The following is a 22,333-nucleotide window of genomic DNA, read 5'->3' as shown; positions in this document are numbered from 1 at the left end:
GTGCGTGATATAGCAGAAGTCCTTTGTCAGAAGTCCTTTGTCAGAAGTCAAACTCTTGCGCTTCTTGATGCAGTCGCTCATGGGGGAAACCCCCAAGACCGTAATGGTGCGCTTTCCGTTGGCGAATTAAATTCGCCACGGGTCGCACCTCTGCATCGCTTACAAAGGGTGTGAGACTAATGTCGATGTCCTAACTGCCCTGGCGATTGCTATCAGACGGGCTTGCCCGGAAATTGAAACGGGCAAGATGCCCATTCCACAGCCAGATGCCCATTCCACAGCCTGATGCCCATGCCACAGCCTGATGCCCATGCCACAGCCTGATGCCCATGCCACAGCCTGATGCCCATGCCACAGCCTGATGCCCATGCCACAGCCTGATGCCCATGCCACAGCCTGATGCCCATGCCACAGCCTGATGCCGATTCCACAGCCAGATGCCCATTCCACCCACCGGCTCAAACAGTAACTGTTCCCGACTCCCGACTCCCGACTCCCGACTCCTGACACCCCACACCCCACACCCCACACCCCACACCCTACTCCCTATTCCCTGAATCATTGCATAGGTTCAGGAATCTCTCAGATATGGCCAAGTAGGGAATAATTCAATATCCGATATGAAACTTAAGCACGTCTTATGCTTGGGACTTCTCAGTGTCTGCCTCACTCCTGGGGAATTGCCTGTTGTGGCTAGATTCCTCACTTTACCAGCACTGGCTCAGGAACAAAACACTGTGAGCCCAGAGCAAGAAGGGACTATAACCCCTAGTGATGCCATAGTTGAAGTAGACAGTAAGAAAGCAGAACCGGATAAACTCCTGAACCACGGAATTAGTCACTTTGGTCGCAGTAAGTTCCCAGAAGCATTACAGTCTTGGCAGCAAGTATTGGTAATTTATAAACAAATTCGATACCCCGAGGGTGAAGCTAACTCCTTGACTAGTTTGGGTAATGCATACGGTACTCTGGGAGAGTACAAAACAGCCATTGATTACCACCAAAACTCCTTAGTTATTGCTCAGGAAATCACCGATCGCCTGGGTGAAGCTAACCACCTGAGTAATATGGGTAGTGCGTACAATGGTCTAGGATACTACAAAACAGCGATTGATTACTACCAACAATCCTTAGACATTTTTAGGGAAATCGGAAACCGCGAGGCTGAAGCTAAATCCCTGAGAGGTCTGGGTCTTGCATACGGTAATCTGGAAGAGTACAAAAAAGCGATTGATTACCACCAACAATCTTTAGCTATTGCTAGGAAAATCGGAAACCGCGAGGTTGAAGCTAACTCCCTGAATAATCTGGGTGGTGCATACTATTATCTAGGAGAGTACAAACAAGTCATTGATTACCAGGAACAATCGATAGCTATTGCTAGGGAAATCGGAAACCGCGAGGGTGAAGCTGGTTCCCTGAATAATCTGGGTAATGCATACTATGAGTTGGGAGACTACAAAAAAGCCATTGATTACCACCAACAATCTATAGCTATTGCTAGGACAATTAGAGACCTCATTGGTGAAGCTAACTCCCTGGGTAATCTGGGTAATGCATACTATCATCTGAAAGACTACAAAAAAGCCATTGATTACTACCAACAATATTTAGCTATTGCTAGGGAAAACCAATACCCGAGAGGTAAAGCTAACTCCCTAGCTAGTCTGGGTAATGCATACTATCATCTGGGAGATTACGAAAAAGCGATTGATTACCACCAACAATCCATAGCTATTGCTAGGACAATTAGAGACCTCATGGGTGAAGCTGCTTCCGTGACTAATCTGGGTAATGCATACTATGAGCTGGGAGATTACGAAAAAGCCATTGATTACCACCAACAATCTTTAGCTATTGCTAGGGAAATTAGAGACCGCAAGGGTAGAGATCGCTTCGTGGGTAATCTGGGTCTTGCATACTATGATCTGGAAGACTACAAAAAACCGATTGATTACCACCAACAATCCATAGCTATTGCTAGGGTAATCGGACACCTCCTGGTTGAAGCTAAATCGCTAAATAATCTCAGTACTATCTTTTTAGAAAACAATCAACTAGAACAAGCCCAAAGTAATCTGTTTTATGCCATTAAAGTTTGGGAATATATCCGCAAAATACTCAGTAACAAAGATGATTGGAAGGTTTCTATTTTTGAAGAACAAGCTCGCAGCTATCGTCTTTTACAAGAGGTATTGGTTGCTCAAGGTAAACTAAACCAAGCTTTAGAAATTTCCGAACATGGTCGCAACCGCGCTCTGATTGATTTATTAGCGGCACAGTTATCTGAAACTCCTCAAAAAACTAAAGTTCCTACTCTTAAAGACATTCAAGAGATTGCTAAACAACAACAAGCCACCTTGGTACAATATTCGATTGTTGATGACCAGATTTATAGTTGGGTGATTGCTTCCACTGGTGAGATTACTTTCCGTAGTAATAGGTTACCCCAAGATACCACTCTGGCGGAACTAGTCAAAGTCAGTCGTGAGCAGATTGGTGTCAGAGGTCGAGGTAATCAGAATGCTGATTCACCACCAAACCCTAACAATAGTAATCCACTACAACAACTCTACCAACTCCTGATTACTCCCATTGTTGACTTATTACCTGAAAGCGAATCAGACCGTATTATTTTTATCCCCCATCAAGAACTATTTCTGGTCCCCTTTGCTGCTCTCCAAGATGATGACGGAAATTATCTAATCGAAAACCATACCATTCTCACTGCTCCTTCGATCCAATCCCTGTCGTTCACCCGTAAACATTGGCATCGAGTCCAACACAGCAACGGAAAACCATTGATTGTGGGTAATCCCACCATGCCCAAAATTAATGTAGGACTGGAACAAATACCGTTAGACCCTCTACCGGGTGCAGAAACAGAAGCATTAACCATTGCTCAATTGCTGAAGACCACTGCTCTGATTGGACCAGAAGCAACAGAATCAACCATTGTGGAAAAAATGGCCAATGCTTCCGTTATCCATTTAGCCACCCATGGTTTACTCGATGATGTCAATGGTATTGGTTATCCCGGTGCGATCGCATTAGCTCCTGACCAACCAGACCATGATGGCTTTCTCACCAGTGATGAAATTCTGATTGGTTACGGACTACCGGAAAAACCGTTATTGAAAGCAAGGTTAGTAGTCCTGAGTGCTGGTGATACTGGTAGGGGTGAGATTAAAGGGGAAGGGGTAGTTGGTTTATCCCGTTCTTTGATTGCGGCAGGTGTACCCAGTTTGGTGGTGTCCTTATGGAAAGTGCCTGATCATGATACGGCCAAGTTGATGAGGGAGTTTTATACGAATATTTACACCCACAAATTCGATAAAGCGAAAGCCATGCGAGAGGCGATGTTATCCATGCTTAATGATGGAGATGGTAATCCAGACCCGAAAGCTTGGGCGGCTTTTACTGTTATTGGTGAAGCGAGGTAGAGAGGGTAGGGAGGGGCTGCGTGGGTCACCTGCGTCCGCACCTTGAAAGCCCCGTGGAAACCCCCTTTGGCGGCGCTGTATCCCTAAGTAACTTATGGGCTGAAATTATAGCAGTCGCCAGGGCAGTTAGGACATCGACATTAGTCTCACACCCTTTGTAAGCGATGCAGAGGTGCGACCCGTGGCGAATTTAATTCGCCAACGGAAAAAGCACCATTACGGTCTTGGGGGTTTCCCCCATGAGCGACTGCATCAAGAAGCGCAAGAGTTTGACTTCTGACAAATGACTTCTGACAAATGACTTCTGCTATATTACCCAGTAAGGATTTCAGCTTACATATCGCCCCCCCAGCTACTCTCCTTGTCAATTCCTGGTAACAACTTTATTGATTTTATAATTGTCGCTACCGGATACTAAAATGCAAAAGTGTTTTCTTAGATCGCAACCATAGCTATCAATGTAATTATTGTTTTGTAGTTGTGGATGAACTATTACGCTAGGTCTGATATAGCGTCCAACAATTACCCATCTTTCTTTATTGGAACAATTGGAAGGGGCACTGTGCATTACTTGCTCAGTAAATATAATTGCCTGACCTGCTTTTACCATTGGAATAGATTCTATCTCCCACTCGTTTTCATTAAATTGACAGACTTTAGAGTATCGTTTTGATTCTGGCTCTGCTTCCAAGTTTATGTCACACTTTTCTTCTTTCAACAATCCTTCTCCCAAAGAAACTTCAATGCTTTGAAATTGCTGACGATGGGAACCATTAGCAAAGAACAATGTGCCCATTTCAGAAGTAAGATCTTCCAAGGCTATCCACACAGTAATGTTAAGCACCTTTTCCCCTTTGGGAAAAAGTAAAAAAAGGTCATTTTCATTTATATTTGGATAATCTTCATAGTATTGAATTGCCTGATGCCAATCAATTCCCTCTTGTCCAGGCATTCTATGAAAAATACTTGTCCTCCATAATAATAAGTTTGCTTCCCCGAGTTGGTTTAAGCGAGACACCACTCTTTTGTCTTCAAAAATGTCAGACAAAAGCTTACAGTATAAATGATGGTTATGTGCTGTTTTTACACCAAAATCACTATGTGAAAAAGTTAAGATTTTCTGCTCGTCCAGCAATTCAATTTGGCTAATTGCTTCTATTTCTTTTCTCACAGATTCCACTTCTTGGTATGAGAATATATCAAGGGGTCCAATCCAACCTTTATGGTAGAAAGTATTAACTTGATCATCAGTTAGTTCATACATATTATTCATACCTGATCTCATAAATTAACGTGAGTTCGACGAACTAGACAAAACTGAAAGAAAGGCGCTCGACTAGGTTTGAAGCAATGAGATCTGTGCCAGCTACGACCAGTATTGTATCGCGAAAGGACATCACAGGCATTTTCTGTGAGGTAGACGATTTTTGCCAATTGTTCGAGCACTATTGGCAGGGTCGTTCCCCAATTACCTTCCATGCTTGGGGAACGACCCTGCCACTAAAAGATGAGGATAGCGTGAGATGGCTGACCATAGCGTACCCAGGGTAAACGCATCTTATTTTGAAATACCTAGTGGATATGAGATTGAGCCAATCAGTATTTATGCTTATTAATTTTGATAACCCTTGTCCAGCTATAATGCGATCGCTATTTTTCTAGTAGTTGCGTAGGGTATGTTAGAGAGGGGCTGCCACTCATTGTCCGCCTCAACGTCCAGGTTGGGACAGCCCGTCTGGGAATTGTAACGGGCAAGATGCCCGTTCCACCAAGATGCCCATTCCACCAAGATGCCCGTTCCACCAAGATGCCCATTCCACCCACCGGCTCAAACAGTAACTGTTCCCTATTCCCGACTCCCGACTCCCGACTCCCGATTCCCGACTCCCGATTCCCGACTCCCGACTCCCTGCTCCCTGAATCATTGCATAGGATCAGGAATCTCTCAGATATAGGGAAGTAGGGAATAATTCAATATCCGATATGAAACTTAAGCACGTCTTATGGTTGGGACTTCTCACTGTCTGCCTCACTCCTAGGGAATTGCCTGTTGTGGCTAGATTCCTCACTTTACCACCAGTGGCTCAAGAACAAAACACGGTTAGCCCAGAGCAAGAGGGGAATTTAGCCCCTAGGGATGCCATAGTTCAAGTAGCCATTAATCAAGCAGAGGCGGACAAACTATTTAAGCAAGGACTTAGTCACCTTCGTCGCAGTAAGTTCCCAGAAGGATTAGAGTCTTGGCAGCAAGCATTGGTGATTTATAAACAAATTGGAGACCGCCTGGGTGAAGCTAACTCCCTGAATAATCTGGGTAATGCATACAATCATCTGGGAGACTATAAAAAAGCGATTGATTACTACCAAAAATCTTTAGCTATTGCTAGGGAAATTGGACACCGCGAAGGTGAAGCTGGCTCCCTGACTAATCTGGGTAATGCATACCAGAATCTGGGAGACTATAAAAAAGCGATTGATTACTACCAACAATCGATAGCTATTGATAGGAAAATCTCAGACCGCCTGGGTGAAGCTTCCTCCCTGAATAATCTGGGTAGTGCATACGATAATCTGGGAGACTATAAAAAAGCGATTGATTACCACCAACAATCTTTAGCTATTGTTAGGGAAATCTCAGACCGCCTGGGTGAAGCTTACTCCCTGAATAATCTGGGTAATGCATACTATGATCTGGGAGACTATAAAAAAGCGATTGATTACCACCAACAATCGATAGCTATTGCTAGGGAAATCGGACACCGCCTGGGTGAAGCTCGGTCCCTGAGTAATCTGGGTAATGTATACGATAGTTTGGAAGACTACAAAAAAGCGATTGATTACTACCAAAAATCTTTAGCTATTGCTAGGGAAATCGGACACCGCGAAGGTAAAGCTTCCTCCCTGAATAATCTGGGTAATGCATACGATAATCTGGGAGACTATAAAAAAGCGATTGATTACTACCAACAATCTTTAGCTATTGCTAGGGAAATCGGACACCGCAAGGGTGAAGCTGTCTTCCTGAATAATCTCGGTGCTACATTCTTAAAAAAGAATCAACTAAAACCAGCCCAAACTCACCTGTTTGATGCCATTGAAATTTGGGAATATATCCGCCAAGACCTCGGTAACGAAGATGATTGGAAGGTTTCTATTTTTGAAACACAAGCTGCCAGCTATCGTCTTTTACAACAGGTATTGGTTGCTCAAGGTAAACCAAAACAAGCCTTAGAGATTTCCGAACGGGGTCGCAACCGCGCTCTGATTGATTTATTAGCGGCACAGTTATCTGAAACTCCTCAAAAAACTAAAGCTCCTACTCTTAAAGACATTCAAGAGATTGCTCAACAACAACAAGCCACTTTGGTGGAATATTCCATTGTTGATGACCAGATTTATATTTGGGTGATTGCTCCTACTGGTGAGATTACTTTCCGTAGTAATACATTACCACAAGATACTTCTCTGGCCGAACTAGTCAAAGTCAGTCGTATGCAGATTGGTGTCAGAGGTCGAGGTAATCAGAATGCTGCTTCACTACAAACCACTAACGATAGTAATCGACTACACCAACTCTACCAACTGCTGATTACTCCCATTGTTGACGTATTACCAATAAACCCATCAGACCGTATTATTTTTATTCCCCATCACTCACTATTTCTAGTCCCCTTTGCTGCTCTCCAAGATAATAACCACAAGTATCTAATCGAAAACCATACCATTCTCACTGCTCCTTCGATCCAATCCCTGTCGTTTACCCGTCAACATTGGCATCGAGTCCAACACAGCCGGGGAAAACCATTGATTGTGGGTAATCCCACCATGCCTACGATTAAAATAGGACTAGAACAAAAACCCTTAACCCCTCTACTGGGTGCAGAAACAGAAGCATTAACCATTGCTCAATTGCTGAATACAAAAGCTCTAATTGGTTTGGAAGCAACAGAACCAACCATTGTGCGGAAAATGGCCAATGCAAGGCTTATCCATTTCGCTACCCATGGTTTACTGGATGATGTCAATGGTATTGATTATCCCGGTGCGATCGCATTAGCTCCTGACCAACCAGACCATGATGGCTTTCTGACCAGTGATGAAATTCTGATTGGTTACGGACTACCGGAAAAATCCTTATTGAAAGCAAAGTTAGTGGTTCTGAGTGCTTGTGATACTGGTAGGGGTGAGATTAAAGGGGAAGGGGTAGTTGGTTTATCCCGTTCTTTGATTGCCGCAGGTGTACCCAGTTTAGTGGTGTCCTTATGGCAAGTGCCTGATGATGATACGGCCAAGTTGATGAGGGAGTTTTATACTAATATTTATACTCACAAAATGGATAAAGCCAAAGCCATGCGAGAGGCGATGTTATCGATGCTCAATGATGAAGATGGTAATCCAGACCCGAAAGCTTGGGCGGCTTTTACTGTGATTGGCGAGGCGAGGTAGTTGGTCGGCAGTTGGTGGGCAGTGGCTACCAACCCGATGGCAAGGTTCGGAATCTGTCTAAGCCACTGCCCACCCTACATCAAATTCTACTGTTTGACCCGGTGGTGCGTTACGGGCCGGGCTGTTCCAAGGCTGACTACGAGGCGGAAAATGAGAGGGAGCCCGTCCTATCACGCACCCTACGCAACTACATCAAATTGGTGGGCAGTGGCTACCAACTTGATGGCAAGGTTCGGAATCTGTCTGAGCCACTGCCCACCCTACATCTATTCCCGATTCCCGATTCCCTACTCCCGACTCCCTATTCCCACATAATCAACGTCCCAAATCATGGAGGGCATTAATCGCTGCAGCACACTGTTGGGTCACAGCTTGCAATTCGTCTCGCTTACTGGAGCTAGGAGGATCAATCAGCTTACCAATGCGCACGGTTAAGGGTACAGACCGTGGCATCAAGGAACCTTTTTTAACAATTGCTTGACTTCCCCACAAGGTAACCGGTAGCAGTGGTGCTTGGGCTTGGGCTGCAATCCAGGCCGCACCAAGCTTGGGGTTATGAATGCGAGCATCCCGTGTCCTGGTGCCATCCAAATACACACCAACGGCCCAGCCATTGTCGAGGCAATCGAGAGCAGAACGCAGGGCATTCCGGTCTGGTGTCCCTCGTTTAACCGGGTAAGTACCATACAATTCAATAAACTGTTTCAGGACTGGCACACGAAACAATTCTTCTTTGGCCATAAAGGCTACTGGACGTCCCACACAATTGGCTAAAATCGGTGGGTCAAAGTCACTAGCATGGTTACTCACCACCACCAGTGGTCCCGACGTGGGTACGTGTTTAGCACCATAAATGCGACCCCGGAAATAGGTATGGATTAAGGGGCTAACCACTGACCACTTCAGGGCGTGATACAGCAGCAGGCTGGGCAATGGTTCGCGGCTTCTAGTCACTGAGAATTTATTGGTGGATTTGGATGGTTTGGTTTCTAGTTTACTATTTGGGGGAAGGGAACAGGGAATAGCGGATCTGGGAATAGGGAACAGCGGATCACCGCAACAGGGAAAAAATCTTGTTTACCTCACTACCGACTCCCTCGGTGCGCTTTCCGTTGGCGAATTAAATTCGCCACGGGTCGCACCGCTCCCGACTCCCTACTCCCGATTCCCTACTCCCTAAATTTCATCCCAACCACTGACCCCAGAAGACATCACATAACTAGTTACGCTAGCTTCAAAAAAGTTGGCTTTAGTATGAGCATCTTTTTTAGTATCAGAAAAACGCTCTAAGTGGCTGTAGGGACTCTTTTGATAGTTTTCGCCCTTGTAAAGGGGGTCTAATCCAATAGAACGTAACCTGATATTGGCGAGATACTTGGTGTAGTGCTCAGTACTCCGTTCGGTAATCCCTAAAATATCGTTACCAACAATATGATTAGTCCAGCGACATTCATGCTCCACTGCTGTGGCAAACATTTCATAAATTTGCTCACTGGAATAGGGAAATACGTCCATGGCCATGGGGATTAACTTTTGATAAAGGCGGACATGACTCAGTTCATCTCGATTAATCATTTTAAAAATGTCCGCTGAGCCTGGCATCAGCATCCTAGAGGCGAGATTGTAGAAGTAAATGAAGCCATTATAGAAGTACATTCCTTCTAATAAAAAGTCAGCCAGTAAGGAAACAAAATAGTTTTCTGGGGTGGGATTATCAACATACTTTTGATAGAAACTGGCGACAAATTCGCATCTATCCCTGAGCACTTTATCAGTGCGCCAGAATTCATAGACTTTACTTCTATGTTCAGTAGGGATAACGGTTTCAATGATATATTGATAACTTTGATTGTGCATCCCTTCCTGAGAAATTTGTTCCGCCATACACAGACTAACTTCTGGGGCAGTAATGCTACTTTTGATGTGAGGAATATTGCAGGTTTGAACGGAATCTAAAAAGGTTAAATAGGAGAGAATCCCATCATAAGCATAACGTTCTGCTGGCGTTAAATTGGAGTAATCTGTTACATCTTGAGTTAGGTCTAGTTTCTGGGGAATCCAGAAATTCTCCCGCATCTGTTGATACAACCCAATTGCCCAAGCATAACGGACATCATTGAGTTGCATCAAGTTAGTGGTATTACCAAACCAAATTGAACGGTGTTCAGTTTTGTCATCCCCATCTGGATTAAAGATAGGGTTAATTGGCATTGTAGTTAGCATTTTTTTTCTAGGGAGTCGGGACTCGGGAGTCGGGAGTCGGGAACAGGGAACAGAGAGTGTGGGGAGTGGGCGCGGGAAGTTTGGGGAGGGTGGGGAGCAACAGCCATCAGCTATCAGCTATCAGCCATCAGCCATCAGCCATCAGCTATCAGCTTGTGAATAACACAGGTAAGCATTTGTTTAATCTGAGTGAAGTCACAGGCTGGAAGCCTGTGCCACAAGGCTGACCGCTGACCGCTGACCGCTGACCGCTGACCGCTGACCGCTGACCTATGCTTCACAGGCTGGAAGCCTGTTCCACAAAGCTGACCACTGACCACTGACCACTGACCGCTGAATGCTTACTAACTAATTCGCGCAAGCGATACAAGTGTTGTCTAATTCTTTGAAGTTGTCACGCTGGACGGTTCGGATATAGTACACGGCTTTACATCCTAATTCCCAAGCCATGACTAGGGTTTCATAGATGTCTTTGGCTTTGAGGGTGCGTTCAGGTTCGTCTGGGAAATAGACTCCTTGGTTTAAGTTAAATAACAATTCCATGGAAATCCCAGTATCAATCCATTGCTGGATAGTGGCGATTGCTTTAACAACTTTTTTCTGATCAAAGTTTTTGTTTTCGTGGTATAACCAAAAATTGTCTTTAATAAAGGGTGGGGCAATGGGTACAGTGCCTTTTGCCCATTTGTCATAGAAGAATTTGCTGTGAACTGGTAAGACACTAGCGGTACACCCTTGTACTAAGGATGAGGATGTATTGGGTGCGATCGCACTAATATGAGAATTGCGAATCCCAAATTGTTGAATATCCTGAGATAGGGCTACCCAACGCTCTCCATGCTGGGAATTTTCTACAAACCATTCCACCGGTTTAGCGCCAATTAGCTTACCTTTACTCCACTCACTACCATCGAAAGCAGCGTAAGCACCACGTTCGATAGCCAGTTCCATAGATGCATGGGTGCAGTAGTAGCCAATATCCTCAAATAAGTTACTAATTTCCTTGAGGTTGTTATAGGTTAGCCACCGTTTAGCTAACCAATCCGCTAATCCCATACAACCTACTCCGATGGTGCGGTATTTCTGATTGTGACTATGAGCTGCTTTAAAAGGAGGAGTGCTTAAATCAATAGTGTTATCCAGAATCCGCACTGCTAGACGACAGATATTGGGCAATTCAGTTTCTTCAATATTGGCGAGATTGATCGAGTCCAAATTGCAACAGTGAGCAGCATGTCCAATTTCGACATTAGAGAAACTTTCGGTACAAAGATTTACCGCTGGGATGTAGCCCTGGTGTTGATTAGGATTAGCGCGGTTAATGGTATCCTTGAACGCCAAGTAAGGCATTCCGGTCTCTACTTGCGATCGCATAATCGTCTTGAAGAGTTCCCGAGCATTCACGGTCTTATAGAGAGTCAGGGTTTCGCCGATGGCTGCTTCAATGGTTTGATAGGCGCTTTCAAACTCTTCTGCCCAAAGTTCCGATAGCTCAATGCCTAGCTTGATCCGTACTTCATAGGGATCGATTAATGTCCAGTCTTCTTTATTAACCACCCGACGCATAAACTCATCGGGAATCACCAATTGGGGAAAGATATCATAAGCCTTGCGCCGGGGATCGCCATTTTCCGCTTGCATCTCCAGAAACTCTGGCACATCGAGATGCCACACATCTACACTAACGGTGACTGCCCCTGCCCGACGGCCTCCTTGATTAACTGCGATCGCAGTATCGTTAAGCAGTTTAATCCAAGGAATTACCCCGCCCGAAGCATTGGCTTTGCCCATCACCCAGCTACCGGTTGACCGAATCCGGCTGACATTGACCCCAACACCACCACCGTTTTTGGAGATTCTGGCCGTATCAGTAATTCCTTCAAAGATGCTTTCCAGGTTGTCATCAATGCTAGTGATAAAACAGGAAGACAGAGACCCCTGAGGAATTCTGAGATTAGCCAGGATCGGGGTAGCTAGAGATATTTTCCGTTGTGCGATCGCTTCATAAAATCGCCTTGCCCAACCTAGTCTATCTTCCGGGACTTCCACTGACCCTAGCAGCAGAGCACAAGTTAAAAATGCCTCTTGGGGCAACTCATCCCCTAGGAGATACCGACGAGTTAGCAGTACAGCCCCTGCATAATCATAATCCGTGTCCCAATCCCGATTAATCCAAGAACCTGCTTCTTTTAGCTCCTCAGTCGTATAGGTTAAGATACTGGGGTCATATTGACCAGACTCTACTTTGGAGCGAACAGTTCTAGGGTAGTCACCGTACTCATAACCACGGTTTACCAGGGTGTCTTTCCATAGACTCCAGATCTGTAGTCGTCCTGCTACATAGCGCCAGTCAGGCTGATCAGGACTACACATTTCCAGGGCACAGTTGATCAAGTTATCCTGAATCTCTCTGGTAGTAACACCATCACGCAAGCGGGTAGTGAGTCCGGCTTCTAGAGTGATCGGATTGACATCCTTGCCAGCACAAGCCCACTCAACAACAGCACGAATTTTCGAGATATCAAGGGAAGTCAGAGAACCATCGCGTTTGATCACCTGAATATTACCTTGATTTTGGGTTATGGTTGTTGCCGACAGGGTTTGTTGCATTTTCACTGGTTGGGCAGAATATTAGATTTAACACACCATGACTTGCTAACCCCTAGGTACAACACTACCAATAGGGTTAACTCTTTAATTCCCAAGCTCTACTATACTAAATCTGGATTGACTTGGCTTATAGTTGTTGCCGACAGGGTTTGTGGCCTTTTCAGCAGTTGCTCAGAATCTTAGATATAATACACTATTGCTTGCTAACCTCAAGGTACAACACTACCAATAGGGTTAACTCTTTAGTTTCCAAGCTCTACTATACTAAATCTAGAGTAAGTATAGCAGTAAAATTTATCAACTTTTTTAAGTAACTGACCAAGTAACTCCCCACACCTGCCACACCTGCCGCGCCACTCTGTCTTTCCCTGTTTTACTCATCCCTGACCTTGTCTAATTGTTCTGTTAAACTGAGTACTTGCACCATTGTCATTAATCCTAGGGTGGGCAGTGCCTACCAACGCGCTTTGCAAGCTTGATTATCTGTCTGGTGCACTGCCCACCCTACATGAACTACATGAACTGACCTTGTCTAATTGTTCTGTTAAAGTTATAATAGTGGAATTTGCCATCAGCTTTAGCCCTTGACCGTTCACCATGATGATCACTGCCCAAGACATGACTGCTATTGATGAGAAGCTCTCCAAACGCTTTATTGAACTCGATCCAGAGGGCTACTTCATTATTTACATAGACCGAGAGGCAAGTCTGATCTGTGCTGAACACTACAGTAACAAAATTAATGAGAAAGGCTTAGCAGTTGATCCAGAAACCGGAGAACCATTTCCCTGCGATGGTAAATTAAACCGTACTCCCACCGCTATTTTCAAAGGTAGGACAGCCAAGGAACTAGGCATGAAAATTACCGAAGAAACTAAACCCTGTCCTTTAAGTCGTTTCGATCACGCCCTTTACCTAGGACGAGAATTTGTCAGAGCCGAGATAGCCATGATCAATGGCGAAGAGTATATTCAAGATTAGTGAATAGGTAAGCATTCAGCCATCAGCATTCAGCTATCAGCATTCAGCTATCAGCATTCAGCTATCAGCATTCAGCTATCAGCATTCAGCTATCAGCATTCAGCTATCAGCATTCAGCTATCAGCATTCAGCTATCAGCATTCAGCCAAAGACTATGAATCCCTGACAGCAGACCTAAAAGAGATTAAACGAATGCTTACCTGTTTTCTTAAAAAGCTGACGGCTGACCACTGATAGCTGATAGCTAATGCTTACCTGTTTTCTTAAAAAGCTGACGGCTGACGGCTGATAGCTAATAGCTTACGAGCTAAGTCAGGTCTGTCGGTGATTATACCATGTACCCGATTATCATTTAGAAGCTTTCCAATCGTTTTTTGATCATTTACAGTCCAAACAAAAACCGGTTTGCCCTGTTTAGCAGCAATTTTCAATAAACCAAATTTTAACGTTTCCCACTGTAGTGCTAGTATATATGGGGTAAATCTGATCAGTTTCTGAAACACCAAAATCCCGAAAACCCTCAGTAATATAATCATAAATTTATTATTTTTTTTACTTAATAACAATCCCGTTTTAACTTCAGGATAATTTTATTTTATCCATCTTAACGATGGAATATTAAATGATAAAATTACAAAGTAATCTATGTTGGTATATCCCATTACTAAGGCCATGACTTTTTCTTCATAGCCTTCCTCTTTTAATTCAACCGCTAGTTTAATCTTGTTACGAGTCAGTCTTAAAACGTCTTCAACCGTAGGCACTCTAAACCCTTGCTGACCAGCAATGCGATTTATTTCGGGAGCATCCCAATTTGGCACGTTAGCTCTTTTTAGGGGGCTGAAACCCTTGAAATATCGTTGCTTTGGGTAATATTGTTTCCAAAATGGGATGCTCCCTTTATTTCTGCAAAGCTTAACTGACTGATAGCTTTATTAGCTATCATTGGATCATGATGGGAAATCAATACCCCATCTTTAGTGATTCTTACATCAAATTCGATAAAGTCAGCCCCAAGTTCAATCGCTTTTTCTTTGGCTTAAATAGTAGTAGTATTTTCTTTGGCACAATTAGAAGCTCCACGATGGGCAATTATCCTATTAGTCAGCATATGTAGCAAAGGGAACAGGGAATAGGGAACAGGGACTTCGGAGCAGGGAACAGGGTAAGTGTGGGAGGTGTGGGAAGTGTGGGAGGTATGGGTAGGTGGGGAGTCAGATGAGCAACGGTTGTGTCCCCCCCTTGTTAAGGCGTTCAAGGCGGGGAGGCAAGCCATTGCACACAACCCCTCCCCCATGAGCCACTGCATCGCTCTTTGCTACTGATCCGAAGTTCCCGACTCCCGACTCCCGACTCCCTCGGTGCGCTTACAGTCGTCGAATTAAATTCGCCACGGGTCGCACCGCTCCCGACTCCCGACTCCCGACTCCCTATTCCCTAAAATCTCAAATATAGCTCACCTATTTGAGAAGCGCTATATCATCGAGGTGCTGGCAAGTCATGAACATTGCGAATGGTCACGGAGCGAGCTAACTTATAGGCTGCATAGGAATCCACCAAACCGGATCCAGTTGCTCCGTCGTGTCCCTCTCCTGCTGGTTGACCATGGGCGCTCTTGCCCAGCTTAACATCTCGCGCTGATGCCCGTAGAATCTGCTTAATCAGGGATGGAGACAGACCAGGTTGCACCTGCTTAAGCAAGGCACAAACACCCGCTACTTGGGGAGAAGCAGCACTAGTACCGCTGATCACCGCCCAGCCATCATCAGTAGCCGTTTCGTCCTGATTCGGATACTCACCGCCGCCCAAGCCTTGGTCAATTTCGTCCCCTGGTTCAACGGGCAACATGATATAGGCAGCCCGGGGTCGCATTCCCACCAGTCCACACAGATCAGGGACGTGGCGTCCTGGATAAATTTGGCTATCAAAGCTACTGGCGTAGTTGGAAGCTTCTAACCGAAAGTCATTGCCCTCAACAGTATCGTGGGCATAGACTCCACCCACAGAAATCACTTCTGGCATCTGACCAGGAAATCCATAGTGTCCGTTACCAGCAGAGAAACAGACGGTAATACCACGCTCTTTGACTGCTTCAATAACTGCTGCCTCTAGGGGCTTGAGGAAATTCGGTAGATGGCCTTCTGGGATACTCATGCCCCAGCTGTTGGTCATCACCGCTGGATGTAAATCCGATGCCATCTTAAACGCCAGGGTGGGGTTACTCCCCATTTTGACACCAATAAAGTCAATATCCGGTGCATTGGCAAAAATATTTGCTGCTTCAGCCGTACCATGACCATTCTCATCCCGCTCCACGTTTTGAGCATCTGGTGCCAGGGTTGCCTGGTAGTTGTAGCCATGCCACTCGTAAAAGGGATGCTTGTAGAATCCAGTGTCTACCATTGCTACTAAAACTCCCTTACCGGTTACCCCGACTTTGTGGACAGGGGTCGAGCGACATACCATAGCTACATCAGAGGGAACATTAAGGTGATGATAACGAACCCGTGGAGGCAGTGGCGACTCAAATAAAATCGGTGGACGTTGGGGATAAGCGCGCTCTATCAACCCAGATAGCTCTTCGGGAATGGTAAAGGGAGCACCAGCAACATGGCGCAAGAAGGTCACTTGTCCCAGGTTCGGATGAGCCTCGCTAATGAGTTGGCTGTCCCGTTCAACTCGGGTGCTAAAGACCCGTTCCCACAGTTCCCGTGGTCCATCAGCACTAATGGAAAAGGTTCCGATTTGCTGGACGCGAAAGCCAAGGGATTGTAAAACATTTGCAGCTTGAATGCCCCGTCCAGGGGGTGGGGCGAATTGTTGAAGATTCTCCGGTTGGAGGTAGGTGTCAGTGGCGAACATGGACTGGCCACTTTCTGATACGAGAATGGCTTCAAAGGAAACTCGCTCTTGTCCAGTCTGTAGTTGTTGTATCATAATTATCCTGTTAGTTAAATCCTAGTTAGACAGCGGTTGATGACTATGGCTGTCTTTGTTGATCAACAAACCAAGTTGGTTTACTTCTTTGGTTTACTTCTTTAGTGTGGTATATGTGATCACATATTGACGTCACCCTCGTGGGTACTTGTGTTTTGTTCGGTTTTTGTTTAAAATTCCCCAGGGTGTTTTTGACTATTGAACAAACCGTGTGACGCATTCCCCCACCTCGTTCAGGTGGGGGTTAGTCCATGCCAAAACCAATCGCTAAAAACATGAAGCAAAAATTAAATAATTGCCGCCTTATATTTGATAGGTTAAAATAATAAATATAATTTATTTTATTTAGACCAGTGAAAGCGGCAACCAAAGTAATTAGAACCGATAAGTGGAAACTAAATCCAACCCCCGATCAAAAATTGCTATTTGGGGAGACGGTTAAGGTGTACCGCCGTGCTTGTCGATATTTGGTTGGAATCATTTATACTCACTGGTCTGAATTAGGTTGCTTGACAGCTGATCAACTAACTCCTGCTGTTGAACGTCTAATGCATGAGACTGCCAAGCGTCCTAATATAAAGTATCCTCAGTTTAATCAAGCATTCTACAAATTTCCCAGTTATTACCGTCGTGCTGCGATTCGGCAAAGCCGACGCTTCGCGAACGCTTTTGCTGCGGGTCAGGTTAGTAGTTTTGTGACCCGTTACCGAGAATGGCAAGCGGGCACTAGAAAAAGACGCAGCGATAGTCCTCCGAGACTGAATGCTGATACTGGTTGCTACCCAGCTTTATACAAGGGTCAATGCTATAAATTACATGGCTTTAACCAAGTCGATATCAAGGTATTTAATGGCTTAGATTGGGTTTGGACTACAGTTCAAATTACCGGCCTAAGAGAAAGACACCAAATAGCTAGTAACAAAATACTATCGCCTTCATTGATATTCAATGAAAGGGTCTGTCATTTATCCGTTCCGTTCAGTTGTAAGCCAGAAAAACGAAAACCAGAGGCTAATGTAACAGCAGTAGATCTAGGAATTAATACTACTGCGACAATCTCAGTTGTAACCCACAGCGGCACTGTAATCCACAGGAAATTTATACACCCAGGAAGAGACATAGACCGTCGGGATAAGCGACTAAAGTCCGTATCTATGCGGGCATCTAAGACTATGGGCAAAGGAGGAAAACTTCATAAAGGTTTTTGCTCCAAGACCTATCAAAAATGCCGGAGAATCAATCACCAAATCGGGCACATTGTTTCTAAGCGAATTGTTCAGATTGCTGAAGAGTTTAACTCCGAAGCAATTGTGTTTGAGAGTCTTAAGGGATGGAAGCCCAAAGGGGGACGGAAACGCTCTAACCTCCGGCAAAGGTTTCATGGATGGCTCAAAGCAAAAATTCGCGATTTTACTGAGATGAAATGGGTTGAGTTAGGCGGCAAAGTAATAGAGGTTGTGGCAGCTTATACCTCCAAACTCGCCTACGATGGTTCCGGCAAGGTCAAACGTGATTCAAAAAATTATGCCCTAGCAACCTTCTCCTCAGGTAAGCGGTTTAATGCCGTTCGCGTAGCGTGGCCTACGGCCAATCTAAACGGCGCTTACAACATTGGTGCTAGAGGTGTGTTTAAACTCACTAACAGAAATGGTAGTGGGGGTCGTTCCAGCAAAAGCCCTGGACGATCGCCTAGAAGCTGGGCTTGCCTGTGTGATCTCTGGGTTAGGGATAACCAAAGATTAGCATAGGACACCTCCACCTCGGCGATAGCCAGGTGGGGGAAGCTTCATGATTTGACTATAGAAAACTACAGGCACGACCCGATTGTGCCTCTAGCCTGGACAATGTTCGGATTATCGTTAACTGGATCAGAAAAATTCTGGGGGTTCTACAAACATCACCCCAGTTACCAAGGTTTGTAGTTGCTCAGGAATTTGTAGATTGTCAACCGCAGCTTTGGGATAGGTAACGTCACTGCCATCTATCTCCTGGATCAGGGTTTTCTGCTGTGGTTGGAAGGAAACATTGAAAGTTGATTCCCACAGGGATTGCGGGGCTTGTACACTGATAGTCGGTCCAATGTGCAGGATCCGGAAGCCAAGTTGTTGTAGAGCTAAAGCAGCTTGTCTAGAGTGGTTGGGGGATGACTGAATTTCTGCTGAAATCGTGTTTTCCGGCATAGAACCCCTCCGATGGAAAGTCTGGCGTCGTTGATTTTTGGGTAGGGGCGACCCATTCGAGCCAGTAATTCGGGCAAGTAATTAATGGCTCAAACCCTAGGTTTTATGTGCTTTTGCTTCGCCCTCCCATAGGCTAACCTAGAGTTTCCCTCAATTAAGGGTAACTTGTCAAGCTATAGCGCTACCCCCGCTGGAATCCGGATTCTGGAATCCGGATTCCGGAATCGGGCGGGGGAAGAGTGTGGTTAGAGGGGCGGGTGCGCGTGGGGAGAGGCAGGGCTGTTTAATTCTTTGGCATAAATTGTCAGATCAATGGGATTGAAAGGAAGGTGGGGTGCTGGGGAGAGGTTTTTTTTGAGGTTAAAAATCCCTATCTCCCTATCTCCCTATCTCCCTACATCCCTACCAATCACATTTTAGTCGGACAATGAAACAGCGCTGTTTTGATAGTCCTGAATAGGACCGAAAAAATTCACCAGCTCTTTTCTGTAGATTAGCTCCAGGTCATGGAATCAAGTTTGGTGCCAGTTCAAAAGTGAGGGGATTTTTTTATTGGTATTAATTTATACACAAAAAATACAAAAGTTATACGTTTTATACGTTAGCGCTAACGCGATCGCAATCATCAGATTTGCAAACTATAAATATCAGTTAATTTACTTAACGTGATTTTACTGACAGCTCAGGCTATGATCGAGTTAGTCACACAATTAGTAAACCAATTAGTTACAGACTACAGTCAATTAATTAATTCAAATAACTAGGGCGTCTATAACATGAACATAACTAAATTTTTAAGCAGTGGATTAGTTTTAGGGTCTATAGTTTTGGGAGCAGTAGGACAAGCCCAGGCAGCTGATATCGTCAAGTCCTGGTTAGCCGATGAAGCTCATAGCAACCCAGACACATATTGGTCAGGACATGCTTTCTGGTTACCTGAGTTGGACTCAGGGAGATTTGTATTTGACACTTCAGGTATCTTTAATGAATACGATGATGGGAGTGCTAATTTGTTGGGTACCATCGTTTCCGAAAAAGATGATACTAAACAATGGGAGGTTGATATTTGGTTCGAGAGCACACCAGAACCTTGGGGAGGACCTAAAAAGGAACTACCGAAGTCTGAATACGTAGAAAAAGGTGGCCCCGTCGATACTAGTAATTGGCGCTACTATAACATGGATGAAACTCGGGCGACCTTAAGTGGCCTAGGTTTCTACGATGGCAAGGAACTGAATCTTTACCAAAGACCTGAAAATGGTAAATACGCCTTCCAGGTTGGGGTTGGAGCTAATGGCAAAAACACTAACTTTGGTATGTCTGGCTGGCTAGGTGCTACGGGTTCTTTTACTCTTAGCAATGCTGATATTAATGTTGATCTAACTCTGGATCCTAACCATCCTTCCAATTCTCAACCTGTTCCTGAACCCATGACAATGGGCTTGTTCAGCCTAAGCTTGCTGGGATTAAGTGTGACGTCATTAAAGCGCAAGTCTAAGGAATTGGTCTGACCTAGGAATTTTAAAGATTCCCGGATTTTTTCGTCGGCATAGCTGATTCAACCAGTTCTCTGTAGGAACTAGACCACTTTCTCGTAGTCTGTTCCTTTTTTAGGTTTTGTGGTAAGCATTCAGCTATCAGCTATCAGCTGTCAGTTCTCAGTTCTCAGTTCTCAGTTGTGACTTGGCCACTGACAAGTTTCTAGTTTCTAGTTTCTAGTTTTAAGTGACTATCAACCAAGAAGGATAAGTAGTAAACTGGATAGGTTATAAAACTAGTAAGCTCAAACTATTAATCTCAAAAGATTAAATAGTACATTAACTCAGATGTCAGCTGAGGATTAAGCTCAAGGCGTCGTTGAAGGTCAGCCAGATTACGGTATGGGCCACCATCAAAGCGATTTTGCATGATCGCTCTAGCTAAAAACAAGTCCACTGCTGGAATTTTCGTCAACTGTTCTAGAGATGCGGTGTTAGGGTTGACTAGCCCAGGCGTTACTAAACTCTCAGCATCGTAGTAACAAAACCTCAAAATTGGTTGCAAGGGTGTCAGACGTTGTACTGACCAACCTAGGGCAGCGGCCAAATCTTCTAAGCAGCAAAATTGCACACCGCTGCTGGTGAGTTCAAAAAGCGTCCGCGCCTGATGGATAGATATCCCTGGCAATCTCAGCCAATCATCCACACCAGCTTGATTCACATCAATGGTGAGCCCCAATTTGGCAGCTACAGCAATTTCTTCTGTGGATTGTAGCCGATAGTAGGGGTCACGCTTCAGCCTATGCTGAATTGATTGCTGATTTGGGTTTTGTCGAGTCTTGGGTGATAGCCAATCAAAAATTGCCATGAAACTCAAGCAATTAGGTCAAGTAATTGACGACGTTTTTGTTCAAATTCATACTCAGACACTAGTCCCTCCTGACGCAGGCTGTCTAGCTGTCTTAGGGCATCGGCAATTTCCCCTACCTTGGCTGGGTCAATCCCAGCCGATGGATTCTCTGAGGAAGATACTGTAGACTCAATACCGAGGTTAAAATTGAGGTCAAACTGATCTTGACTTTGTAGTAAATACCACACCCCCTCTATAGCACTAGCAATGCGAGGAATGGGTGTCCAACACAGGAGTAAGTACATTACTCCCCAGAAGGGTTGTCCGAGATAAAATTTGTGTAATCCACAAACGGGGAGCACTACCCCACTCAATGCCAGTAGGGAAGCGACTTTACGGCTTTTTGGCTTGCTCAACATACTTGCTTTGACCCGCGTTGAATAGCTTGGTGGAGATCCAAAAACTTTCAATCCTATGTTCCTATAATAATTACTTATCTCAGAGTCGAAACTTAGAGGTTACAGGTTATAGGTTGTTCCCGTAGCGTGGCCTTTTGGCCAAGGTTAACAGGTTACAGGTTAATAGGTTGAAGGTTCAACGGTCTAACCTTCAACGGTCTAACCTTCAACGGTCTAACCTTCAACGGTCTAACCTTCAACGGTCTAACCTTCAACGCTCCAACCTACCCTACAACGAACGCCTTGGGCGAACAACTGACTAATCTTCAACGGACTAATACGGAAAACCGAATTTTGTCCAGGTTTGACGCTACATTAAAATGTGATTAGAAGCGGCGATTGAGTACAACCAAACCGGTTGACAGGTAAGAGCAATGGGTTTTTTTGATTCGGAAATTGTCCAAAAAGAGGCAAAACAGCTGTTTGAAGATTACCAAGAGCTGATTAAATTGGGCAACGACTATGGCAAGTTTGACCGTGAAGGCAAAAAGATTTTCATCGATCAGATGGAACAGATGATGGAGCGCTATCGTATTTTTATGAAGCGCTTCGAGTTATCCGATGACTTCATGGCTCAGATGACCATAGAGCAGCTCAATACTCAGTTAGGTCAATTTGGGATCACCCCTCAGCAGATGTTTGACCAGATGAACATGACATTGGAGCGGATGAAGTCAGACCTAGAGAAGCAATTGTAGTCAGGAACGCCCTTGGTGGGGGTGGGTAT

General features: G+C 44.9%; 25 protein-coding genes and 1 pseudogene. 12 read left to right on the top strand and 14 right to left on the bottom strand.

What is annotated here, in order from left to right:
- Positions 1–190: 190 nt before the first annotated feature.
- Positions 191–562 (bottom strand): hypothetical protein, encoded by a 372-nt coding sequence (locus tag F6K64_RS12050; protein WP_008185246.1) that lies wholly within the window; start codon positions 560–562, stop codon positions 191–193.
- A gap of 58 nt (positions 563–620) precedes the next feature.
- Here F6K64_RS12050 and F6K64_RS12045 point away from each other — a divergent pair, with 58 nt between their 5' ends.
- A complete protein-coding gene (locus F6K64_RS12045) occupies positions 621–3,443 on the top strand; it encodes a CHAT domain-containing protein (RefSeq protein WP_063747935.1) in 2,823 nt (940 codons plus the stop codon).
- Between the two features lie 364 nt (positions 3,444–3,807).
- Here the strand turns inward: F6K64_RS12045 and F6K64_RS12040 are convergent, their stop codons facing one another.
- Positions 3,808–4,707 carry a phytanoyl-CoA dioxygenase family protein gene (locus tag F6K64_RS12040; protein WP_008185243.1) on the bottom strand — a complete coding sequence of 300 codons (900 nt, stop codon included), beginning with the start codon at positions 4,705–4,707 and terminating at the stop codon, positions 3,808–3,810.
- Between the two features lie 86 nt (positions 4,708–4,793).
- Here F6K64_RS12040 and F6K64_RS12035 point away from each other — a divergent pair, with 86 nt between their 5' ends.
- Positions 4,794–4,994, top strand: a complete 201-nt coding sequence (locus tag F6K64_RS12035; protein ID WP_287251582.1) for a hypothetical protein — start codon at positions 4,794–4,796, stop codon at positions 4,992–4,994.
- Positions 4,995–5,079: 85 nt separating this feature from the next.
- On the opposite strand, the gene F6K64_RS12030 is transcribed toward F6K64_RS12035, so the two are convergent.
- Complete coding sequence (locus F6K64_RS12030) at positions 5,080–5,232, bottom strand: hypothetical protein (protein WP_154659815.1); 153 nt, start codon at positions 5,230–5,232, stop codon at positions 5,080–5,082.
- 1 nt (position 5,233) lies between these two features.
- Between F6K64_RS12030 and F6K64_RS12025 the strand changes: the two genes are divergently transcribed.
- From F6K64_RS12025 to F6K64_RS12015, 3 genes are read left to right on the top strand one after another with little or no spacing between them, the layout of a single operon-like run.
- Positions 5,234–5,398 (top strand): hypothetical protein, encoded by a 165-nt coding sequence (locus tag F6K64_RS12025; RefSeq protein ID WP_154659814.1) that lies wholly within the window; start codon positions 5,234–5,236, stop codon positions 5,396–5,398.
- 28 nt (positions 5,399–5,426) lie between these two features.
- Entirely contained in the window at positions 5,427–7,889 is a 2,463-nt protein-coding gene (locus tag F6K64_RS12020; protein ID WP_131827164.1) for a CHAT domain-containing protein, read from the top strand.
- Positions 7,853–8,233, top strand: coding sequence for a hypothetical protein (locus F6K64_RS12015; protein WP_287262778.1), 381 nt, complete (start codon positions 7,853–7,855; stop codon positions 8,231–8,233). The genes F6K64_RS12020 and F6K64_RS12015 overlap by 37 nt, the downstream gene beginning before the upstream one ends.
- Here the strand turns inward: F6K64_RS12015 and F6K64_RS12010 are convergent.
- Complete coding sequence (locus tag F6K64_RS12010; protein ID WP_008185240.1) at positions 8,205–8,843, bottom strand: lysophospholipid acyltransferase family protein; 639 nt, start codon at positions 8,841–8,843, stop codon at positions 8,205–8,207. The two genes, F6K64_RS12015 and F6K64_RS12010, sit on opposite strands and share 29 nt — an antisense overlap.
- A 10-nt stretch (positions 8,844–8,853) precedes the next feature.
- On the opposite strand from F6K64_RS12010, the gene F6K64_RS12005 reads away from it, so the two are divergent.
- Positions 8,854–9,069: a hypothetical protein gene (locus F6K64_RS12005; protein ID WP_131827163.1), complete on the top strand. Its 216-nt coding sequence runs from the start codon at positions 8,854–8,856 to the stop codon at positions 9,067–9,069.
- Here F6K64_RS12005 and F6K64_RS12000 read toward each other — a convergent pair.
- The 3 genes from F6K64_RS12000 to F6K64_RS11990 all read right to left on the bottom strand — a co-directional run bounded on the left by F6K64_RS12000 (position 9,066) and on the right by F6K64_RS11990 (position 12,722).
- Positions 9,066–10,100 carry a ribonucleotide-diphosphate reductase subunit beta gene (locus tag F6K64_RS12000; RefSeq protein ID WP_008185238.1) on the bottom strand — a complete coding sequence of 345 codons (1,035 nt, stop codon included), beginning with the start codon at positions 10,098–10,100 and terminating at the stop codon, positions 9,066–9,068. The genes F6K64_RS12005 and F6K64_RS12000 overlap by 4 nt on opposite strands.
- A 146-nt stretch (positions 10,101–10,246) precedes the next feature.
- Complete coding sequence (locus F6K64_RS11995; protein WP_131827162.1) at positions 10,247–10,432, bottom strand: hypothetical protein; 186 nt, start codon at positions 10,430–10,432, stop codon at positions 10,247–10,249.
- Between the two features lie 28 nt (positions 10,433–10,460).
- Positions 10,461–12,722, bottom strand: a complete 2,262-nt coding sequence (locus tag F6K64_RS11990) for a ribonucleoside-diphosphate reductase subunit alpha (protein WP_008185236.1) — start codon at positions 12,720–12,722, stop codon at positions 10,461–10,463.
- 597 nt (positions 12,723–13,319) lie between these two features.
- On the opposite strand from F6K64_RS11990, the gene F6K64_RS11985 reads away from it, so the two are divergent.
- Positions 13,320–13,703, top strand: coding sequence for a DUF4346 domain-containing protein (locus tag F6K64_RS11985; protein WP_008185234.1), 384 nt, complete (start codon positions 13,320–13,322; stop codon positions 13,701–13,703).
- A 263-nt stretch (positions 13,704–13,966) separates the two neighbouring features.
- Here the strand turns inward: F6K64_RS11985 and F6K64_RS11980 are convergent, their stop codons facing one another.
- From F6K64_RS11980 to F6K64_RS38170, 3 genes and pseudogenes are all read right to left on the bottom strand, one after another.
- Positions 13,967–14,239, bottom strand: coding sequence for a glycerophosphodiester phosphodiesterase family protein (locus F6K64_RS11980; protein WP_008185232.1), 273 nt, complete (start codon positions 14,237–14,239; stop codon positions 13,967–13,969).
- 54 nt (positions 14,240–14,293) lie between these two features.
- Complete coding sequence (locus tag F6K64_RS11975) at positions 14,294–14,524, bottom strand: PI-PLC domain-containing protein (RefSeq protein WP_008185231.1); 231 nt, start codon at positions 14,522–14,524, stop codon at positions 14,294–14,296.
- Between the two features lie 11 nt (positions 14,525–14,535).
- A pseudogene (locus tag F6K64_RS38170) lies at positions 14,536–14,730 on the bottom strand (glycerophosphodiester phosphodiesterase family protein); the annotation flags it as partial.
- Positions 14,731–15,018: 288 nt separating this feature from the next.
- Here F6K64_RS38170 and F6K64_RS11970 point away from each other — a divergent pair.
- Positions 15,019–15,144 carry a hypothetical protein gene (locus tag F6K64_RS11970; RefSeq protein WP_267872046.1) on the top strand — a complete coding sequence of 42 codons (126 nt, stop codon included), beginning with the start codon at positions 15,019–15,021 and terminating at the stop codon, positions 15,142–15,144.
- A gap of 38 nt (positions 15,145–15,182) precedes the next feature.
- Here F6K64_RS11970 and F6K64_RS11965 read toward each other — a convergent pair whose 3' ends face one another.
- Entirely contained in the window at positions 15,183–16,640 is a 1,458-nt protein-coding gene (locus tag F6K64_RS11965; protein ID WP_008185227.1) for a S8 family serine peptidase, read from the bottom strand.
- A 353-nt stretch (positions 16,641–16,993) separates the two neighbouring features.
- Between F6K64_RS11965 and F6K64_RS11960 the strand changes: the two genes are divergently transcribed.
- Positions 16,994–18,388, top strand: coding sequence for an IS200/IS605 family accessory protein TnpB-related protein (locus tag F6K64_RS11960; protein ID WP_008185225.1), 1,395 nt, complete (start codon positions 16,994–16,996; stop codon positions 18,386–18,388).
- Positions 18,389–18,508: 120 nt separating this feature from the next.
- Here F6K64_RS11960 and F6K64_RS11955 read toward each other — a convergent pair whose 3' ends face one another.
- The gene (locus tag F6K64_RS11955; RefSeq protein WP_008185223.1) at positions 18,509–18,820 is read right to left on the bottom strand and encodes a hypothetical protein; all 312 of its coding nucleotides are present in this window, start codon (positions 18,818–18,820) and stop codon (positions 18,509–18,511) included.
- A 776-nt stretch (positions 18,821–19,596) separates the two neighbouring features.
- Here F6K64_RS11955 and F6K64_RS11950 point away from each other — a divergent pair.
- Positions 19,597–20,331: an SP85-like N-terminal domain-containing protein gene (locus tag F6K64_RS11950; RefSeq protein ID WP_287250715.1), complete on the top strand. Its 735-nt coding sequence runs from the start codon at positions 19,597–19,599 to the stop codon at positions 20,329–20,331.
- 286 nt (positions 20,332–20,617) lie between these two features.
- Here F6K64_RS11950 and F6K64_RS11945 read toward each other — a convergent pair whose 3' ends face one another.
- Both F6K64_RS11945 and F6K64_RS11940 read right to left on the bottom strand, forming a co-directional pair.
- Positions 20,618–21,166, bottom strand: a complete 549-nt coding sequence (locus tag F6K64_RS11945) for a ComEA family DNA-binding protein (RefSeq protein ID WP_008185217.1) — start codon at positions 21,164–21,166, stop codon at positions 20,618–20,620.
- A 5-nt stretch (positions 21,167–21,171) separates the two neighbouring features.
- Positions 21,172–21,567, bottom strand: coding sequence for an NINE protein (locus F6K64_RS11940; protein ID WP_008185215.1), 396 nt, complete (start codon positions 21,565–21,567; stop codon positions 21,172–21,174).
- A 134-nt stretch (positions 21,568–21,701) separates the two neighbouring features.
- On the opposite strand from F6K64_RS11940, the gene F6K64_RS11935 reads away from it, so the two are divergent.
- The gene (locus tag F6K64_RS11935) at positions 21,702–21,869 is read left to right on the top strand and encodes a pentapeptide repeat-containing protein (protein WP_081431903.1); all 168 of its coding nucleotides are present in this window, start codon (positions 21,702–21,704) and stop codon (positions 21,867–21,869) included.
- 111 nt (positions 21,870–21,980) lie between these two features.
- Positions 21,981–22,304, top strand: coding sequence for a DUF1825 family protein (locus tag F6K64_RS11930; protein ID WP_008185214.1), 324 nt, complete (start codon positions 21,981–21,983; stop codon positions 22,302–22,304).
- Positions 22,305–22,333: the final 29 nt, after the last annotated feature.

It is taken from the genome of Moorena sp. SIO3A2, from assembly GCF_010672265.1.
Taxonomy (GTDB): Bacteria; Cyanobacteriota; Cyanobacteriia; order Cyanobacteriales; family Coleofasciculaceae; genus Moorena; species Moorena producens.
This window is presented reverse-complemented; position numbering and strand designations above follow the sequence as displayed.

What these genes read in the sequence shown, in the direction of transcription:
- F6K64_RS12050 (WP_008185246.1), bottom strand. Translation starts at nt 562, where the DNA reads ATGATTCAGGGAATAGGGAGTAGGGTGTGGGGTGTGGGGTGTGGGGTG.
- F6K64_RS12045 (WP_063747935.1), top strand. Translation starts at nt 621, where the DNA reads ATGAAACTTAAGCACGTCTTATGCTTGGGACTTCTCAGTGTCTGCCTC.
- F6K64_RS12040 (WP_008185243.1), bottom strand. Translation starts at nt 4,707, where the DNA reads ATGTATGAACTAACTGATGATCAAGTTAATACTTTCTACCATAAAGGT.
- F6K64_RS12035 (WP_287251582.1), top strand. Translation starts at nt 4,794, where the DNA reads ATGAGATCTGTGCCAGCTACGACCAGTATTGTATCGCGAAAGGACATC.
- F6K64_RS12025 (WP_154659814.1), top strand. Translation starts at nt 5,234, where the DNA reads ATGCCCGTTCCACCAAGATGCCCATTCCACCCACCGGCTCAAACAGTA.
- F6K64_RS12020 (WP_131827164.1), top strand. Translation starts at nt 5,427, where the DNA reads ATGAAACTTAAGCACGTCTTATGGTTGGGACTTCTCACTGTCTGCCTC.
- F6K64_RS12000 (WP_008185238.1), bottom strand. Translation starts at nt 10,100, where the DNA reads ATGCCAATTAACCCTATCTTTAATCCAGATGGGGATGACAAAACTGAA.
- F6K64_RS11990 (WP_008185236.1), bottom strand. Translation starts at nt 12,722, where the DNA reads ATGCAACAAACCCTGTCGGCAACAACCATAACCCAAAATCAAGGTAAT.
- F6K64_RS11985 (WP_008185234.1), top strand. Translation starts at nt 13,320, where the DNA reads ATGATGATCACTGCCCAAGACATGACTGCTATTGATGAGAAGCTCTCC.
- F6K64_RS11980 (WP_008185232.1), bottom strand. Translation starts at nt 14,239, where the DNA reads ATGATTATATTACTGAGGGTTTTCGGGATTTTGGTGTTTCAGAAACTG.
- F6K64_RS11965 (WP_008185227.1), bottom strand. Translation starts at nt 16,640, where the DNA reads ATGATACAACAACTACAGACTGGACAAGAGCGAGTTTCCTTTGAAGCC.
- F6K64_RS11955 (WP_008185223.1), bottom strand. Translation starts at nt 18,820, where the DNA reads ATGCCGGAAAACACGATTTCAGCAGAAATTCAGTCATCCCCCAACCAC.
- F6K64_RS11950 (WP_287250715.1), top strand. Translation starts at nt 19,597, where the DNA reads ATGAACATAACTAAATTTTTAAGCAGTGGATTAGTTTTAGGGTCTATA.
- F6K64_RS11945 (WP_008185217.1), bottom strand. Translation starts at nt 21,166, where the DNA reads ATGGCAATTTTTGATTGGCTATCACCCAAGACTCGACAAAACCCAAAT.
- F6K64_RS11940 (WP_008185215.1), bottom strand. Translation starts at nt 21,567, where the DNA reads ATGTTGAGCAAGCCAAAAAGCCGTAAAGTCGCTTCCCTACTGGCATTG.
- F6K64_RS11930 (WP_008185214.1), top strand. Translation starts at nt 21,981, where the DNA reads ATGGGTTTTTTTGATTCGGAAATTGTCCAAAAAGAGGCAAAACAGCTG.